The sequence below is a fragment of the Aeromonas sp. FDAARGOS 1402 genome, from assembly GCF_019046925.1.
Lineage (GTDB): Bacteria > Pseudomonadota > Gammaproteobacteria > Enterobacterales > Aeromonadaceae > Aeromonas > Aeromonas caviae.
This window is the reverse complement of record NZ_CP077201.1, coordinates 3,032,534-3,048,273: the sequence shown is the minus strand read 5'-3', so window position 1 is coordinate 3,048,273 and position 15,740 is coordinate 3,032,534. Positions and strand designations below refer to the sequence as shown.

Here is a 15,740-nt window from a genome sequence, read left to right as displayed (position 1 = left end):
AAAATATGCTTTTGAATCTAACAGACACTCACTTCATAACGGGACCATGACATGTTCAACGGCAAAACGATCCTGATCACCGGGGGAACCGGCTCCTTTGGCAAGAAGTTCATCGAGGCTGTCCTCTCCCTCTACACGCCGAGCAGATTGATCGTCTACTCCCGTGATGAACTCAAGCAGTTCGAGATGCAGCAGCGTTTCAATCACCCCTGCATGCGCTATTTCATCGGTGACGTACGGGATGCCGAACGCCTGGACATGGCCATGCACGGCGTGGACTTCGTGGTGCATGCCGCCGCCCTCAAGCAAGTGCCTGCCGCCGAATACAACCCCATGGAGTGCATCAAGACCAACGTCGGGGGCGCCGAAAACGTCATCAAGGCGGCCCTCAACAACGGGGTCGAGAAGGTGATCGCCCTCTCCACCGACAAGGCGGCCAATCCGGTCAACCTGTATGGCGCCACCAAACTCTGCTCCGACAAGCTGTTCGTCGCCGCCAATAATATGGCGGGCAAGCACCCCACCATTTTCTCCGTGGTACGTTATGGCAACGTGGTCGGCTCCCGGGGCTCTGTGGTGCCCTTCTTCGATCGCCTGATCAAGGAAGGGGCCAGCAGCTTGCCCATTACCCATGCCGAGATGACCCGTTTCTGGCTCACCCTGCAACAGGGGGTCGAGTTCGTGCTGACCAACTTTGCCCGCATGAAAGGGGGGGAAGTGTTCGTTCCGAAGATCCCGTCGGTACGCATCACGGATCTCGCCAGCGCCATGGCGCCGGACTTGCCCCAGGAGATCATCGGCATCCGTCCGGGCGAGAAGTTGCACGAGGTGATGTGTCCGGCTGACGACTCCTACCACACCTATGAATTTGACGACTATTACGTCATCGCTCCCAGCATCACCTTCAATCACCGTAGCGATGACTTCTCTGTCAATGCCATAGGAGAACAAGGTTGCAGCGTGCCTATAGGATTTGAATACAACTCTCTCAATAATCCCGTCTTCATGTCCCAGAGTGAGTTGCAGCAGCTCAACAAGGAGGTATTGGCGGAATGATCCCCTATAGTAAACAGGACATTTCGACGGCAGATATTGCCGCAGTCAATGCAGTACTAAGCTCCGACTTCTTGACTCAAGGCCCGAAAGTCGCCGAATTCGAACAGGCACTCTGTGCCTACACAGGGGCCAGGTATTGTCTGGTGGTCGCAAGCGGTACAGCGGCCTTGCATCTGGCGGTCGCAGCAATGGAATTGCCCGAGGGTAGTGAAGGTATCACTACACCCATTACCTTTGCCGCCACGGCCAACAGCATGGTTTACTGTGGTATCAACCCGGTATTCGCAGATATAGACCCCATCAGCTATAACCTATCCCCCAGCTCAGTATCGGCCCGTATAACTTCAGCCACTCGGTTACTCAGCCCTGTTCATTTTGCAGGTCAACCTGCGGACATGCCGGCTCTTTCCCTCATCGCCAAACAACATGGTCTAAAAATCATCGAGGATGCGGCCCATGCGATTGGCTCCTGCTACGCCGATGGTAGTCCGGTTGGCAGTTGTCGCTATTCGGATGCCACCATCTTCTCATTTCACCCTGTAAAAACTCTTACTTGTGGTGAAGGGGGTGCAGTGATGACGAATGACCCTACCTTGTATCAGCGCATGTTGCTGCTACGCAGCCATGGCATTACCAAAGATCCTGCTCTAGTCAGCCAACAACCGGGGCCCTGGTATCACGAGATGCAGACCCTAGGCTGGCATTACCGCATGACTGACATGCAGGCGGCCCTGGGCTTAAGCCAGTTGCAACGCCTAGATCTGTTCAAGGCGCGCCGCCGTACCCTGGTAGCGCAATATAACCAGGTACTGGCAGAACTTTCCTGGCTTAAGACTCCCCAGGAAATGGAGGGGCTCTCCTCTTGTTTCCATCTCTATGTGGTAGAAATCGATTATGCAGCTATTGGTAAGAGTCGAAGCCAGGTCATGGATTCATTGATGGCTGACGGCATTGGCACTCAGGTTCACTATATTCCTGTGTATCATCATCCTTGGTATCGTGAGCAATATGGAGACAAAACAGGATCATGTCCGGTAGCAGAGCGTTATTATCAGCATTGTCTCTCTTTGCCTCTCTATTTCACTCTGAGTGACGAAGAGCAGAGCCATGTAATCCAAGCTATACAACGCTTGGCCCGCTAGTCAGAAAATACTGTGTATCACTCTCGACAGCCCGACCTCTATGACATGGAAACTCCTATGACCACAGCACAGACCCTGGCCATCATCCCTGCTCGGGGAGGAAGCAAACGCATTCCGGGTAAGAATATCCGTCCTTTTGCTGGTGTTCCTATGATTGTGCATTCAATTAGAGCTGCACAGGACGCGGGCTGTTTTGATCAAATCATCGTCTCAACCGATGATGAACTGATCGCAGAAGTTGCTCTTCAGTACGGTGCAAGCGTGCCATTTATCCGCCCTCCTGATTTAGCCGATGACCATGCGGGAACCCAAGAAGTGATCGCACACGCCATCAACTGGGCCATCTCACAAGGATGGCAACTCGGTTCAGTGTGCTGTCTATATGCAACGGCGCCTTTCGTCCGTGCGGATGACCTACGTACTGGCCAAAATATACTAGAAGAGAGCCATCAGCATTTTGTTTTTAGTGCCACTACTTTTGATTACTCTCCTTACAGAGGATTTATTCGATCTGGTGATGGTGTCGAAATGCTTTTTCCCGAACACTTTCCCACCCGCTCCCAGGACTTACCCGAGGTCTTACACGATGCGGGGCAATTTTATTGGGGTAAGCCCACAGCTTGGTTAACCGAGCAGCGGCTGTTCAGTGCCAATGCCAGCCCCCTGATGCTGCCAAGGCACCGGGTTCAAGACATAGACACCCTCGAGGATTGGCGCAGGGCCGAATTACTGTGGCAATTGCTCAAGCAGGAGGAAGTCACATCATGAGTGCCCACATTTTCTCTACGACATCAGAAAATGCCCTGTCCTTGAACATTTACACTAGAGGAAATGCCAGCTGCCTATTGAGTCATCTCAACTATTTCGCAGTCAATGCCGTGAGCAAGAAAATGCGTCGACTCGATACCTTGTCCCAACAGTTGAATGCCCCAAGCTGGCTGCTCAAGAGCTATTTCATCCAGGAGCTGTGCAAGCGGGGCATCCTCAGCCTCGGCAGTCACAACCTGAACCTTGCCCACGGTGAAGAAGATGTCCACACCCTGCTGGCCGTCTACGCCGAGATCCTGCCGGCGCTTATTCGCCTGGACGCGGACAAGGCCATTCATCAGGTCCTGGATGGCGAACCCATCCAGCCGGTGTTCAAGGTGCGTTGAGTGATGAAACTTTGGATTTTTACTGAAGGAGATCAATTGAGAGGTTTAGGGCATCTAAGTAGGTGCTCTTCATATGCAACTGCATGGGAAAAACTAGGTGGCGTAGTACAGTGGGTTATTGATGGAGATTCAACCGCAAGACGATTCATACATCAAAAGAATGTCATATGGAAACAATGGCAGTATGAGAACATCATAGTTCCCTTGAATACAGATGTTGCTATTGTCGATAGCTACACAGCATCCTTAGAACAGCTTGAACGTTTATCTTTGTCATTTAATATAACTTCATACCTTGATGATACCTTTCGCTTACCCTATCCCAAGGGAATTGTTATTCATCCAGCATCTAATTCAAATCCAATCTTAAAAGGTTCATGTTGCTGGTTGACAGGACCATCTTGGCAATCTATTAGACCTGCGTTTATCAACACAAGAAAAGAAAAAACAGTAGTACACACTATTAAAAACATTCTCATTATGATGGGAGGAACAGATATTAGAAATATTACCTCCCTCGTTATTAGCATTGTGAGAAAAGTATATCCTTCTGCTATGTTACATGTCATAACAAGTACTGCATTAGACAATACTAATAATTGCACTTATTACAGTAACCTTAGTGCTAATCAAGTAGCCGACTTAATGCATAAAAATGACATATCTATTTGCGCTGCAGGGCAGACAATTTTTGAGTTGATCGCATGTTTACTACCCTCAATTATTATAAAAACAGCTGAAAATCAATCTCTTCAATTAAATCAGGTTTCATGTGAAGATCTATTTCCTGTGATTGATGAATGGAACCAAGACAATCTAAAAGAGAAATTATCATTCCATCTTTCATCATTATGTAATCGTGATGAAAGGAATAAGTATATTTTTAAAATGAAGAGTTATGGTGTCTCCGATGGTGCAAGTAGATTTGCAAACCTGCTCTTTTATTACTCAAAAATATCAGATGTTATAGCTTACGATTGTCTGAAATTGGTTCCCTTCACGATCCTGAGCAAAGCTGAAAAGATAAAAATTTTGTCTATCAGGAACAGAATTAAAGTACGCTGTCAGATGATGAATAAAAAACGCATTTCAATATCCTCACATTTTAAATTCATAAGCACCCAGATTAATAACCCCTTAAATATAAACTATGCAGTATTTTATGGCGATGTAATTATAGGCTCTACGTCTTTACATAAAATAGACTGGATACATAAAGAGGCTTGGTTAGACATATATAGACACCCTAGCCACAACTGGTCTGGTTTTGGCAATAAAATTCTACTTGCAGCAAAGCACGTAGCTTTTGACGTTGCACATCTAGATAAACTCAATCTATGTGTTAAAAACAACAACAAAAGTGCACTAGATCTATACAGAAAGCACTGTTTTATTGAGGTGTGTTCGGAAGATAACATTGTAAAAATGACACTTTACAGAGAGACTTATCAACAAAATGACATATAATAAAAAATCTATCCTAGTTATTTCTGCACATCCTGATGACGAAACAATTGGCTGTGGAGGTACAATTGCAAAGCATATTAGCCAGGGTGACTCCGTATATGTAATGTCATTTACTGATGGTGTTAGTTCAAGAGGAAACCGTATAGATATCGCTGCCTCAAAAGACAGAATAAAGGCATCTGAAATGGCAGCTAAATTACTTGGTTTCTCTTGGATTAGCAGAGGCGAGCATCCAGATAACATGCTCGATACAATACCAATCCTGGATTTGGCAAAGAATATCGAAGCGGTGAAGGAAAAGTATTCTCCGGATATTATTTATACCCACTCCTATGCAGACCTTAACGTCGACCATAGAAAAGTTCATGAAGCAACATTGATCGCTTTTAGACCTCAACCAAAAGAGACGTGGCAGGAAATAAGGGCTTATGAAGTGGCATCATCAACTGAGTGGGGAATTCAAGCTTTTACCCCTAACTTATTTATTAATATTGACAACTTCATAGATATTAAAAAAGAAGCCCTAGCATGCTATTGGATGGAGTTGAGAGACACACCTCACCCCAGATCTATTTCATCGATAGAGTCCATTAATAGAGTCAGAGGTTCTCAAGCAGGGTTTAATTATTCTGAAGCCTTTGAGATCATTAAATCGAGAGGATTTTAAATGAAATTTGCCATTGCTTGTAAAAGTGATCATTTTTGGCATCAAATGAAAATTCAATCGCCAGAGCTAATTAATGAAGCTAGTGGTATTTATAAATGTCGAGATGATTTACGCTTATTGCTAGAAAGCAATGTGGATATAGTTTTCTTTCCACATTGGTCATGGGTTGTCCCTGATGAAATAACAAACAAGTTCACCTGTATTTGCTTCCATAGTACACCACTACCCTATGGGAGAGGGGGTAGCCCAATTCAAAACATGGTTTTAAATGGGCATAGAGACACTCAGGTTGTTGCACTTAAAATGACGAATCAACTAGATGCTGGCCCAATATATCTACGTCAAGATGTATCCCTTATTGGTGGAGGGGAGGAGGTATTTAGACGAATATACCAAACAACAATATCCATGATGAAGAGCTTATTGAATTTTCTTCCATCTCCTACAGAACAAGAAGGCGAGGTTACAATATTTACACGTAGACAAAGTGACGATAGCAAACTTGATATGGATGATAGCATTGATAATATTTTTGATAAAATAAGGATTTTGGATGTTGATAACTATCCTCCTGCATATATAGAAATAGGGGATTATATATTGACTTTCACACATCCATCAATGAGACTTTCTGGCGACATAGATGCTCATGTCAACATACATAAAATAAAAAGAGAGTTTTAATTTTTAACAATTAATTCAAGATGTTAGTTATGAATTACTTCCGTCTTAGTCATTGTCAAATAACAGAAATGGAGACATCCATGCCCCAAGTAATTCATCCTGAACGATGCTTTATCATTGCCGAGCTCTCTGCCAACCACGGCCACTCACTGGAGACGGCGCTGGCGACGGTACGCTCAGCCAAGGCGTGTGGTGCCGATGCCATCAAGATCCAGACCTATACGGCCGACACCATGACCCTTGATTGCAACAATGAGTATTTCCAGATCAATCAGGGCACTCTCTGGGATGGCACCACCCTGCACAAGCTCTATCAAGAGGCATACACCCCCTGGGAGTGGCATGCCGCCATCCAGGCAGAAGCACACAAGGAGGGGCTCATCTTCTTCTCCACCCCCTTCGACCCCAGTGCCGTCGATTTTCTGGAGGCTCTCGACGTCCCCCTCTACAAGATCGCCTCCTTCGAGATCACCGACATTCCCTTGATCGAGTACACCGCCAGCAAGGGCAAGCCGATGATCATCTCGACCGGCATCGCCACCCTGGCCGATATCGATGCCGCCGTGCAGGCCTGCCGCCGCATGGACAATCACGACATCACATTGCTCAAGTGCACCTCCTCCTACCCCGCCCCGGTGGAAGAAGCCAACCTGCTTACTATCCCCAATATGAGGCAGACGTTTGGTGTCCAGGTGGGATTATCCGACCACACTCTGGGAGAGGCGGTCGCCATGGCTGCCGCCGCCCTGGGCGCCCGCGTGATAGAGAAGCATTTCATCCTGGACCGCACCTTGGGTGGGCCGGATGCCTCCTTCTCCATGACACCGGATGAATTCGCTCATATGGTCGAGGGAGTACGACAAGTCGAGGTCGCCCTGGGAGAGGTTAGCTACCAACTCAACGACAAGACGCTGCGAAACCGGCAATTTGCCCGCTCCCTCTTCGTCTGCGAGGACATGAAAGCGGGGGATACCTTCACGTCCCGCAATGTTCGCTCCATCCGGCCAGCCCACGGGTTGCCCCCGGTTCATCTTCCCTCCCTACTGGGTCGCCGTGCCAGCCAGGATATCCAGGCCGGTACGCCGCTGACCTGGTCATTGGTTTCCTAACGGTCGTGGAACTCTGCATGGATCAGAAGAACGTCTTCATGTCCCGGGAAGGGAACGAGTGGTACGAACGCAACAAGGCCGCCATCCTAGGCAAGTCCCTGGCAAGCGACCCCATCTTCAAGGCGATAGTGTATGGAGATGGTATTCACCTGACAGTTGCCCACAAAAGGGAGTGGTCATACGGCTTCAAACCGGATAACAAAACGGTACCCCTACCGTGTTATCCGGAGTCACCGTATGACCACCAACGAGAAAGTAGCACGTCGCAAACTCAGCCTGCTAGAGCTCGCCAAAGAGCTCAATAATATCAGCAAAGCCTGCAAGCTCATCGGCTACAACCGTCAGCAGTTCTACGAAATTCGCCGTAACTACCAGACCTATGGCGCCGAGGGATTGCTCGACAAATTGCCCGGGTGTAAAGGGGCGCATCCCAATCGGGTCGCTCCTGAGATTGAACAGGCTATCCTCGATTACTCCCTCACCAGACCAACTCATGGCCCGCTGCGGGTCGCCCAAGAACTGGCTCTGCAAGGCATCAATGTCAGTGCGGGTGGTGTGCGTGGCGTGTGGCAACGTCACGACTTGCTCTCCAAACACGACCGCTTGCTGCGCCTTGAGAAAACTCACCGGGAGCAGACCATTGAGCTCAATGACGAGCAGATCCGCCTGCTCGAGCGCTTCAGCCCCGAGTTTCGCGAACGCCAGATTGAGGTCCACTACACCGGAGAACTGGTGGCGGTTGACACCTTCTTCGTCGGCGCGCTCAAGGGGGTTGGCAAGGTGTATCTGCAAACCGTACTGGACTGCTACAGCCGCCACGCCTGGGGACGGCTCTACACCAGCAAGCTGCCGGTGACCTCGGTTCATGTGCTCAATGAAACGGTATTGCCGTTCTTCGAAGCCCATGAGGCGCGGGTCTATACCATTCTGTCGGACAACGGGCGCGAGTTCTGTGGGCGCCCTGACCATCATCCCTACGAGCTGTTCCTGCAACTGGAGGGGATTGAGCACCGGACCACCAAGGTACGCAGGCCGCAGAGCAACGGCTTTATCGAGCGGCTACATCGCACCCTGCTGGATGAACACTTCCGTATCAAGGGGAGGACAACCTGGTATGAGTCGGTAGAGCAGATGCAGACAGACCTAAACAGCTATCTGGATCACTACAACACCCAGCGGCCACATCAAGGCAGGATGATGGAAGGGCAGACTCCCTACAGCATGTTCAAAAAGGGTCTGAAATTGATACCGAAGGAAGTGCGCACTAAAGTAGCGTAAACAAGACACCGGTTTGAGGCCGGTGTCAGGTGATAACTAGATCTGTACACTCAGATGACAAACATGATCTCATATCAGGGACTTGTTCGCACCTTCCCTAGATCTGTACAGCCAGTAGCACCATTGCACCGCGAATTCAACTTCGAAGTGCGACACTCGCCTATGCCGCCTGACGGTACTCTTCGAATACCTTGACAGGCTGCCTGAATCCGAGACATTTCCGAGGTCGTAGGTTGAGCCACTGCTCCGCTCTCCTGACACCCTCGTCCGTGACCTCTCTCAGGTCTGTTCCCTTTGGGATAAACTGCCTCAACAGCCCATTGCTGTTCTCGTTCAGACCGCGCTCCCACGAAGAGTAAGGGTGCGCAAAGTAAGTCTCGGCACCCAGCGCTTCCTCTATCGCCTTGTGTTCGGCAAACTCGCCGCCGTTGTCAAAGGTGATGGTATGCACCTGCTCGATGTAGGGCGTTAACATCTCGATTATCGCATCCCGCACCACCCCAGCCTGTTTGCTCGCGACCCGCTTGACCAGATAGAGCCGGCTCTTGCGCTCCACCAGGGTGACCAGTGCACCTGTGCCTTGCTTGCCCAGCACCGTGTCCGCCTCCCAATCACCGAGCCGCTCCCGGCTATCGACGATAGCCGGCCGTTCATCAATAGAGCGGGCTTCCTTGATGGGAGAACGCAGGCTGCTCGCCCCCTTGCGGTAGCGCTTGTGGCCCTGGCGCAGATGGCGGTACAACTGGCCACCCCGGGCTTTGTCGGCGGCCACATGGCGGTATATCCACTCGTGACTCGCCATGAGGCCTATCTGCTTGCCCACCGCGCTTATCTGCTCCGGGCTCCACCACCAGGCGAGTGTCAGCTCGACAAACTGGATGACATCGGCAGATAGCCGAGATTTGGCCGCACTGGCCCGTCGGTGGGTGGCGTGCTGATGCGCATTGTCTGGCTGGTAGCCCTGCGGCCCGGCGTTACGACGCAGCTCCCGGTAGAGGGTGGAGCGATGAACGCCAATGGCGCGTGCGGTGGCAAGGATGGACATCCCCTGTGCGCGAAGCACCGATAACTGGTATCGTTGCCCCTCGGTCAACTGCTGATAGCTCATGGTGATACTGCTTTTACTTTGGCGAGCAGAAGGGTACCACCAATCAGCAGTTGGCCACCTCTCGCCATTCATCCATGAGTGTCGCACTTATTATCTGAATTCCCGCACTTTTAAATATTAATGATCAAATAATCCATGTTCTTTTCTATCAACACTGCTTATTGCATAAGCATATTTCTTTTTTATAGCAGCAAAGTATTCTACCATGATTTTTATTATATCATTTATTGTTTCATATAAGTAGTCACAAGCTTCAAATCTATACAGGGTAGAAAGGATAACACTAAAGGAATAGTTTATTGATCCACTCAAGCATCTATATACATGCTCATAACCATGAACTCTCATTGCAAGGAGGTAATCACGAACCTGCATCATGTTCGATACAATATCTTCCCTAGTCGAAAAGCATTTATTCCAGTCTCGTGTGAACATGTCAATAAAGTCATTAAACAACTCTATATGAAAATTCCCATTCAATTGATCAATATCTATATCCATAGGTTTGTATATGTCGTTCATGATATGATTTAATAAGCTATTTTTATCACACTCAACATCGCCAACTGAGACATCATTTATTTTTTTTGGTACAGTCCCTTTTATTTTAGCACCATCTGAACAGTTATAGAATTTGACATCCACATGTGCTTTAATAAGATTTTCCATAACATTTTTTGACGTTATCATCATATTGGTAGTTTCAACTTCACCGCCAAAATTACCAGGTACAAGATGATTGCTTTTTTTATTTATTTGAACAGATAATTTTTCTTTTGGATTCCCTTTATCATCAAAATAAAAGCTGAGTTTAGAGTGGTGATGAGCATTGCTCTTATATCCATTATCAATACCAAATAAATATATATTTCTAAAGCCTAGACGACATGCAGTTGCCAAACCGGTGTTACCTACTAACGGATTGGCTGAACTAAGAATGTCTCTAGTACGTGCAACCGAAAAATGCATCTTAATAAGAGAGAGGCCAGGCTCAAATGATTTGAAAGCCAAACCAATTCTATCAAATTGTTTGGCACAATCAGGATGGATAACATCGACACTTAAAAAAACTATTCCTTTTAAGTATTGGTCATCTTTTAATAATAAATGTGAGTCAGGTACAATCTTAGTTCTTTCAACCTGCACATGAATATCAGGCTTTATACCTGCCTTATATAGTGAAGATAGTGCGCTACCACAACTTAGTAAAATCACTTGGTGTTGACAGGCTCTTAATTTATCTATAGCCAAATCAAGAGATGGTCCATTACCGATTATAAAAACTGGAGTATTTCTCCATTTATCATCCAACGACTTTCCTTTGACAAGAAAAGGAATATTTTTTCTGATATTCTCAACGCAATGTGACAAGGCAATAACATTGTCATCAAAAAAGCCCCACCCACTTGTCAAGAAGAAAAACTCCTTCTTTGTTCTAGCAATCAGGTCCATTATCTCATCACTTTTATAGTGCCAGAAACCAACACTTGCGGCTGAAAGATAGGAGCCTACTTTTGCCGAGGCAACAGTAATATCTTGTATTACTTCATCTTTTTTTTGCCCAAGAAAAATATGAATACTGAGCCCTACTTCATTGAGATGTTCAAGCAGTGTGTGCCAGTCAAATGTAAATAAAGATGCATAAAAAAGATCGAAATTCGGTTCAATAACAAAGAGAACTCTAGGACTGCATTGTTCATACAGGTAAGATAATTGATACCCTAGCCCAACTCCGAACATAAGCATCAGGGGGATATCTGTCCCGACCTTGCTGATTGGCATCAGTTTTTCAGACGCAACATCCCGAACTTTCATCATTTTATTCATGTAATCCACATGAATAAAATCGATTGGATTATCTTCTTTTGAAAACTCTATCGTCTGAATAGACCCTGGACTGTTTAAAACTCGTCCAATCTGATCTTTACATTCTTGATAAGGATCGTCACCATAAAATGGCATACTCGAATCATTCCAGCGCAAGTTAGGAATGCCATTTTCACCGCAAAAAAAACTGAACTCCCTCTCTGGATTATATGACTTGAATTGTTCATATATTGTTGGAACATAATTTCCGAATGCGGCCATATTCATTTCAAACCTAGTTGGAAGCACTTCCAGCATCGCTTGCTCTTGTTCTTTTTGAGCGCGCAGGCGTCCTAGTTCAGCTTCCAGAGAGTTTATCTTGCTTTCGAAGTCCATATTAAACCTGCTTACCTTGAGTTTGCCTTATATATGTTACTTACTTTTTCTGCGGACAGGAGATTTTTAATTTGTTGCTCAAGCTTATATTTTTCATTTTCGACTAATGACCGCAATTTATTTTCTCGTTCTAACTCTGTAGCCGCGACACTAACAATGTCCTCTGATATATTTCCGGCATCGATAATACTTTTCAATATGCAAAGGCGTTTATCTTCAATCTGATGAGCCAACTCAATATCCTGAGCCAAGATGGCCTGTTCAAGCTGATGACTCAATGCAGACAAGAGACTGTACTTGCTCATATAGTGGCCTTATTTTCCAAAGCCTGTTTGCGTTCTTTTTCTGGGATAGCATCCCAACCACTTTTAATTGTAATCATTAGTGTACTTACTTCATCTAACGGTACTACGTCCATATTACGACTAGAGTCCAATAGGCGTTGCTTCATATAATCGTAAAGTGAGAACAAATCCTCAGGTACTTTACCGTATGAAAGATCCAACGCGTCCTGCAAACCGTTAAGCAATGCCATACTTTTGGAAATTGCAATAGATTTATTTTCAAAATCCCTGCGCTCTATTGCCCCTTTCGCTTGAGCAACACGTTCAATACAGCCTTGCATCATCAACTGAATCACACGATAAGGATCAGCCACAGCCATCTCAGCTTGAAGACTTTGGGTTGTGTAAGCTTTGATATTTTTGCGATACATGATTTTTCCTCCTCACTCGGAAGCGCCAAAATACAACTCAGGATGATGAGTTAGAGGTATTAATAAGACTTAGATAGGATGCCGACTGATTCATTTTGGCAAGCAAAGTATCCAGACCACCATAACGAGCCCGTAAACTAGCCTCGTATTTCACTAGCTGTGCCGTGGCATCTGACTCTTTTTGCGCCAGCGTTCGCAAATCAGAATTGAGAGAGTCTTCTCGTTGAGCAAGTAACCCACCCGTTTTGGAGTAATCTTCCAAAGAGGTGGCCAGTTGGCCAGCAACCCCTTTCTCGCCACCAAAAATTGCAACTACCTGCTCGAAGTTTTTATCCAATGCTTCATCAAATTTTTCACTATCAAGAGAGAGCACTCCCTTGTTATCCATCTTTATCCCAAGCTGGAAGATGGTATCAAACACATTCGAGTTGTCAGATGGGGAGATGAGAATACTGCTCATCTGATTCACAACACTCCGAGTCACTGAGTCACCAGCCAAGGCCCCTCCATCATCCTGGCTCTGACCGGCAACAATGCTGTTACGCTTGCCTAACGCATCTGCCTTGCTGACCAAGGTGTTGTAACCATCGATGAAACTCTTGATCATTGACTTGATGCCATCTTTATCCGTGGTGACATCAACCTTGTTGGACTTTACATTCCCATCAGTGTCTTTATCCGATTCACGCAGCACTGTCACCTTCAACCCCATGATGGTGCCATCAAACGTATTGGTATCACTACTGAGAGGGCTGCCATCAACCGTGATTTCGGCGTTGCTGGCGCTCTGCGTTTTGGTTAGGGAAGAAGCAAAACTGGTCATGCCCGCGGTGCTGCCCGTAATTTGCAGATCTTTCCCGGTACCGCTCACACCTGAATCCATGACCAGCTTGGCCTTGCCATCCGCAGTATTAATGATGTTGGCAGTCAAACCAAAATTATCACCGTTATTATTGATTTTCTTACGAATTGTCTGCAGGGAATCGCCAGCCTTCACCTCTACATTGAATTTCTTGTCTCCAGCGGTAAAGGTGAGAATACCGTCCTCCGTTGCCAGCGAAGTGGTCGAACTGTCAAAGGTTCCTTCAAACTTGCTGGTCGTCGCCAACTTATTGACGGTTATGTTGTACTGACCATTCGAAGCACCAGCCTTGCTCTCCACCTTGAGGATGGGGTCATCCTTGTCCTGGGTAATATTAACGGCGCGCTTGTTGAATGCATCCGTCTTTGCCATCTCTTTGAGGGTCGTGACATAAGAAGCAATCGCAGACTTCAACTGGCCCACCCCGGAAAGAGTGATCTGGGCGTTGGTCTTTTTGGTTGTAATCGGTTGTTGGAGCTGTGCCTTTCTGGCGTTCAAGCTGGCAGAGATCACACTCTCCAAATCGATACCGGACCCTGCGCCAGCAGATGTTATCGTTGCCATTGTCTAGCTTCCTCATTCGTCGTAAACGGCTTATATTTCGCTGTCAAACAGCAAACCAACCCTTGGGTTGGCCCCAGCCTCCCCCTGTACCAAGGCCTGGATACGTTTGTTGATTGCGATGAGTTCTTCGCTGGGGATCTGACGGATCACCGACTTGGTATCGGCATCCACCACCTTGATAACTACCTGATCCAGCTGTTTTTCCATGCTGAAGTTCACGGTCCAGCCTTGCTCTCGAACAAAACTCTGCAAGTTTTGTACCTGTTTTTCGATGTCAGCGTTATTCTGCTGTACCGACGGGACCCGCTCTTGCTTTCCTTGCTGCTCGCCATTATGCGTTTCCTCCATCGCTCCAGAAAGTAATTGAGCGGCCACTTGGCCGCTCTTGTCACTTAGCTGTACGGAAGCACCATTGGCAGATGACAGGTTTCCAAGTTCAGTTGTCATCTTTTCTCTCCCATATCAATTGTGCTTGCTATGGCCCATTAACCGAGCAAGGACAGTGCAGACTGCGGCCGCTGGTTGGCTTGAGCCAGGATGCTGGAAGCCGCCTGTTGCAGGATATTTTGCTTGGTCATGTTGGCGGTTTCAGTCGCGAAGTCCGCATCGCGGATACGAGAGCGCGCTGCACTCAGGTTTTCAGAGATATTGGCCTGGTTGCGAATGGTTGAATCAAAGCGATTCTGTACCGCCCCCAATTCTGCTCGCTTGCTGTCGACTGCCTGGATCATGAAATCCAAATTAGCCATTGCCAGCTGTGCGCTGGAACCTGTAGAACCTGATATGTCATCAATATCAGCCCATGTCACTTTTGATGTACTATCTGTTGAAACAGCCACAACCCATGCATCTGCTCCCGTTGAATTTGTACTTGTAATCGCTGTGACGCTGGCTTTAGCCTTCGTCGCATCGGCAATACCAGTCATGGAAAAGGCTGTGGTCATCTTGAAGGAAATGGTCTGACCGGCATCAGCCCCCACTTGGAAAGACCCCTCGTACTTGCCGCTCAGTAACTTCTGCCCCCCAAAAGTGGTATCGCCTGCGATGCGATTGATTTCAGTGGTCAGTTGCTTGTATTCCGCTTGTAACGCATCCCGATCATCAGCATTGTTTGAACTATTTGCAGATTGCTGCGCTAGGGTTCGCATCCGTTGCAACATGGAGGTGACTTCATCCATAGCTCCCTCGGCAGTCTGGGCGACCGAGATACCGTCGTTGGCGTTACGGTTGCCTTGGTCCAGACCGTTTATCTGGGAAGTCAAACGGTTGGAGATTTGCAGACCCGCTGCATCATCCTTGGCACTGTTAATGCGCAGGCCGGATGCCAAACGGGTGTAGGAAGTGTCCAGTGATTTGTTGGTGTTCATCAAGTTACGCTGAGCGTTCAGTGATGAAGTGTTGGTATTGATATACATGGCCATAAAAATGATCTCCTGATGAACAAGGAACTGCGGGCCCTGCAGATGTCATAGACAACGCGGTTCCCACCGTTCAGATGGACAGATTGAACGGTCTGTCTCATCTGGCGGGTCCTCTGTTTGAACGGACATTGGACCCGCAGTTGCGCAAATGCTGGATTTCCGAACACCCCTCAATTTGCTTCATACTCTGTAACGGCATCTCTACCAGAAGCTTTAGGAAATTTATTGCCGCTTTCACCGGTAAAGAGGCAAGCGCTCTCCGCTTGCGATGAGAACGACAGAGCACAGCTCCTATCCCTCCGCTAACAACC

16 protein-coding genes are annotated in these 15,740 nt (G+C 47.3%); 9 read left to right on the top strand and 7 right to left on the bottom strand.

Translation table 11 applies throughout. From position 1 onward, the window contains the following. The first annotated feature begins 51 nt into the window (after window positions 1-51). The 9 genes from pseB (at window position 52) to I6L32_RS14555 (ending at window position 8,557) form a co-directional block, all read left to right on the top strand. Entirely contained in the window at window positions 52-1,056 is a 1,005-nt protein-coding gene (pseB, locus tag I6L32_RS14595; RefSeq protein WP_216944055.1) for a UDP-N-acetylglucosamine 4,6-dehydratase (inverting), read from the top strand. Continuing rightward, the gene (gene pseC / locus I6L32_RS14590) at window positions 1,053-2,198 is read left to right on the top strand and encodes a UDP-4-amino-4,6-dideoxy-N-acetyl-beta-L-altrosamine transaminase (RefSeq protein WP_216944054.1); all 1,146 of its coding nucleotides are present in this window, start codon (window positions 1,053-1,055) and stop codon (window positions 2,196-2,198) included. The genes pseB and pseC overlap by 4 nt, the downstream gene beginning before the upstream one ends. A 57-nt stretch (window positions 2,199-2,255) precedes the next feature. Then, entirely contained in the window at window positions 2,256-2,966 is a 711-nt protein-coding gene (gene pseF, locus I6L32_RS14585; RefSeq protein ID WP_216944053.1) for a pseudaminic acid cytidylyltransferase, read from the top strand. Between the two features lie 122 nt (window positions 2,967-3,088). Beyond that, entirely contained in the window at window positions 3,089-3,352 is a 264-nt protein-coding gene (locus I6L32_RS14580; RefSeq protein ID WP_216944052.1) for a hypothetical protein, read from the top strand. Between the two features lie 3 nt (window positions 3,353-3,355). Continuing rightward, window positions 3,356-4,819: a bifunctional UDP-2,4-diacetamido-2,4,6-trideoxy-beta-L-altropyranose hydrolase/GNAT family N-acetyltransferase gene (locus I6L32_RS14575; protein ID WP_139700952.1), complete on the top strand. Its 1,464-nt coding sequence runs from the start codon at window positions 3,356-3,358 to the stop codon at window positions 4,817-4,819. After that, window positions 4,809-5,486, top strand: a complete 678-nt coding sequence (locus tag I6L32_RS14570; protein WP_216944051.1) for a PIG-L deacetylase family protein — start codon at window positions 4,809-4,811, stop codon at window positions 5,484-5,486. Before I6L32_RS14575 ends, I6L32_RS14570 begins: the two co-directional genes overlap by 11 nt. Further along, a complete protein-coding gene (locus I6L32_RS14565; RefSeq protein WP_010674297.1) occupies window positions 5,487-6,170 on the top strand; it encodes a formyltransferase family protein in 684 nt (227 codons plus the stop codon). Window positions 6,171-6,250: 80 nt separating this feature from the next. Next, window positions 6,251-7,279, top strand: coding sequence for a pseudaminic acid synthase (gene pseI, locus I6L32_RS14560; protein ID WP_216944050.1), 1,029 nt, complete (start codon window positions 6,251-6,253; stop codon window positions 7,277-7,279). Window positions 7,280-7,516: 237 nt separating this feature from the next. Beyond that, window positions 7,517-8,557, top strand: coding sequence for an IS481-like element ISAs19 family transposase (locus I6L32_RS14555; RefSeq protein ID WP_216944049.1), 1,041 nt, complete (start codon window positions 7,517-7,519; stop codon window positions 8,555-8,557). Window positions 8,558-8,717: 160 nt separating this feature from the next. Here I6L32_RS14555 and I6L32_RS14550 read toward each other — a convergent pair whose 3' ends face one another. From I6L32_RS14550 to flaB, 7 genes are all read right to left on the bottom strand, one after another. Then, window positions 8,718-9,665 (bottom strand): IS30-like element ISAs2 family transposase, encoded by a 948-nt coding sequence (locus I6L32_RS14550; RefSeq protein ID WP_216944048.1) that lies wholly within the window; start codon window positions 9,663-9,665, stop codon window positions 8,718-8,720. A gap of 117 nt (window positions 9,666-9,782) precedes the next feature. After that, window positions 9,783-11,867 (bottom strand): 6-hydroxymethylpterin diphosphokinase MptE-like protein, encoded by a 2,085-nt coding sequence (locus tag I6L32_RS14545; RefSeq protein ID WP_216944047.1) that lies wholly within the window; start codon window positions 11,865-11,867, stop codon window positions 9,783-9,785. Window positions 11,868-11,878: 11 nt separating this feature from the next. Further along, complete coding sequence (locus I6L32_RS14540; protein WP_128343409.1) at window positions 11,879-12,172, bottom strand: hypothetical protein; 294 nt, start codon at window positions 12,170-12,172, stop codon at window positions 11,879-11,881. Next, a complete protein-coding gene (fliS, locus tag I6L32_RS14535) occupies window positions 12,169-12,582 on the bottom strand; it encodes a flagellar export chaperone FliS (RefSeq protein ID WP_128343407.1) in 414 nt (137 codons plus the stop codon). The genes I6L32_RS14540 and fliS overlap by 4 nt, the downstream gene beginning before the upstream one ends. 37 nt (window positions 12,583-12,619) lie before the next feature. Further along, the gene (gene fliD / locus I6L32_RS14530) at window positions 12,620-14,008 is read right to left on the bottom strand and encodes a flagellar filament capping protein FliD (protein ID WP_216944046.1); all 1,389 of its coding nucleotides are present in this window, start codon (window positions 14,006-14,008) and stop codon (window positions 12,620-12,622) included. A 30-nt stretch (window positions 14,009-14,038) separates the two neighbouring features. Then, window positions 14,039-14,455, bottom strand: a complete 417-nt coding sequence (locus I6L32_RS14525; RefSeq protein WP_216944045.1) for a flagellar protein FlaG — start codon at window positions 14,453-14,455, stop codon at window positions 14,039-14,041. A gap of 38 nt (window positions 14,456-14,493) precedes the next feature. Beyond that, entirely contained in the window at window positions 14,494-15,429 is a 936-nt protein-coding gene (gene flaB / locus I6L32_RS14520; RefSeq protein ID WP_216944044.1) for a flagellin, read from the bottom strand. Between the last annotated feature and the right edge of the window lie 311 nt (window positions 15,430-15,740).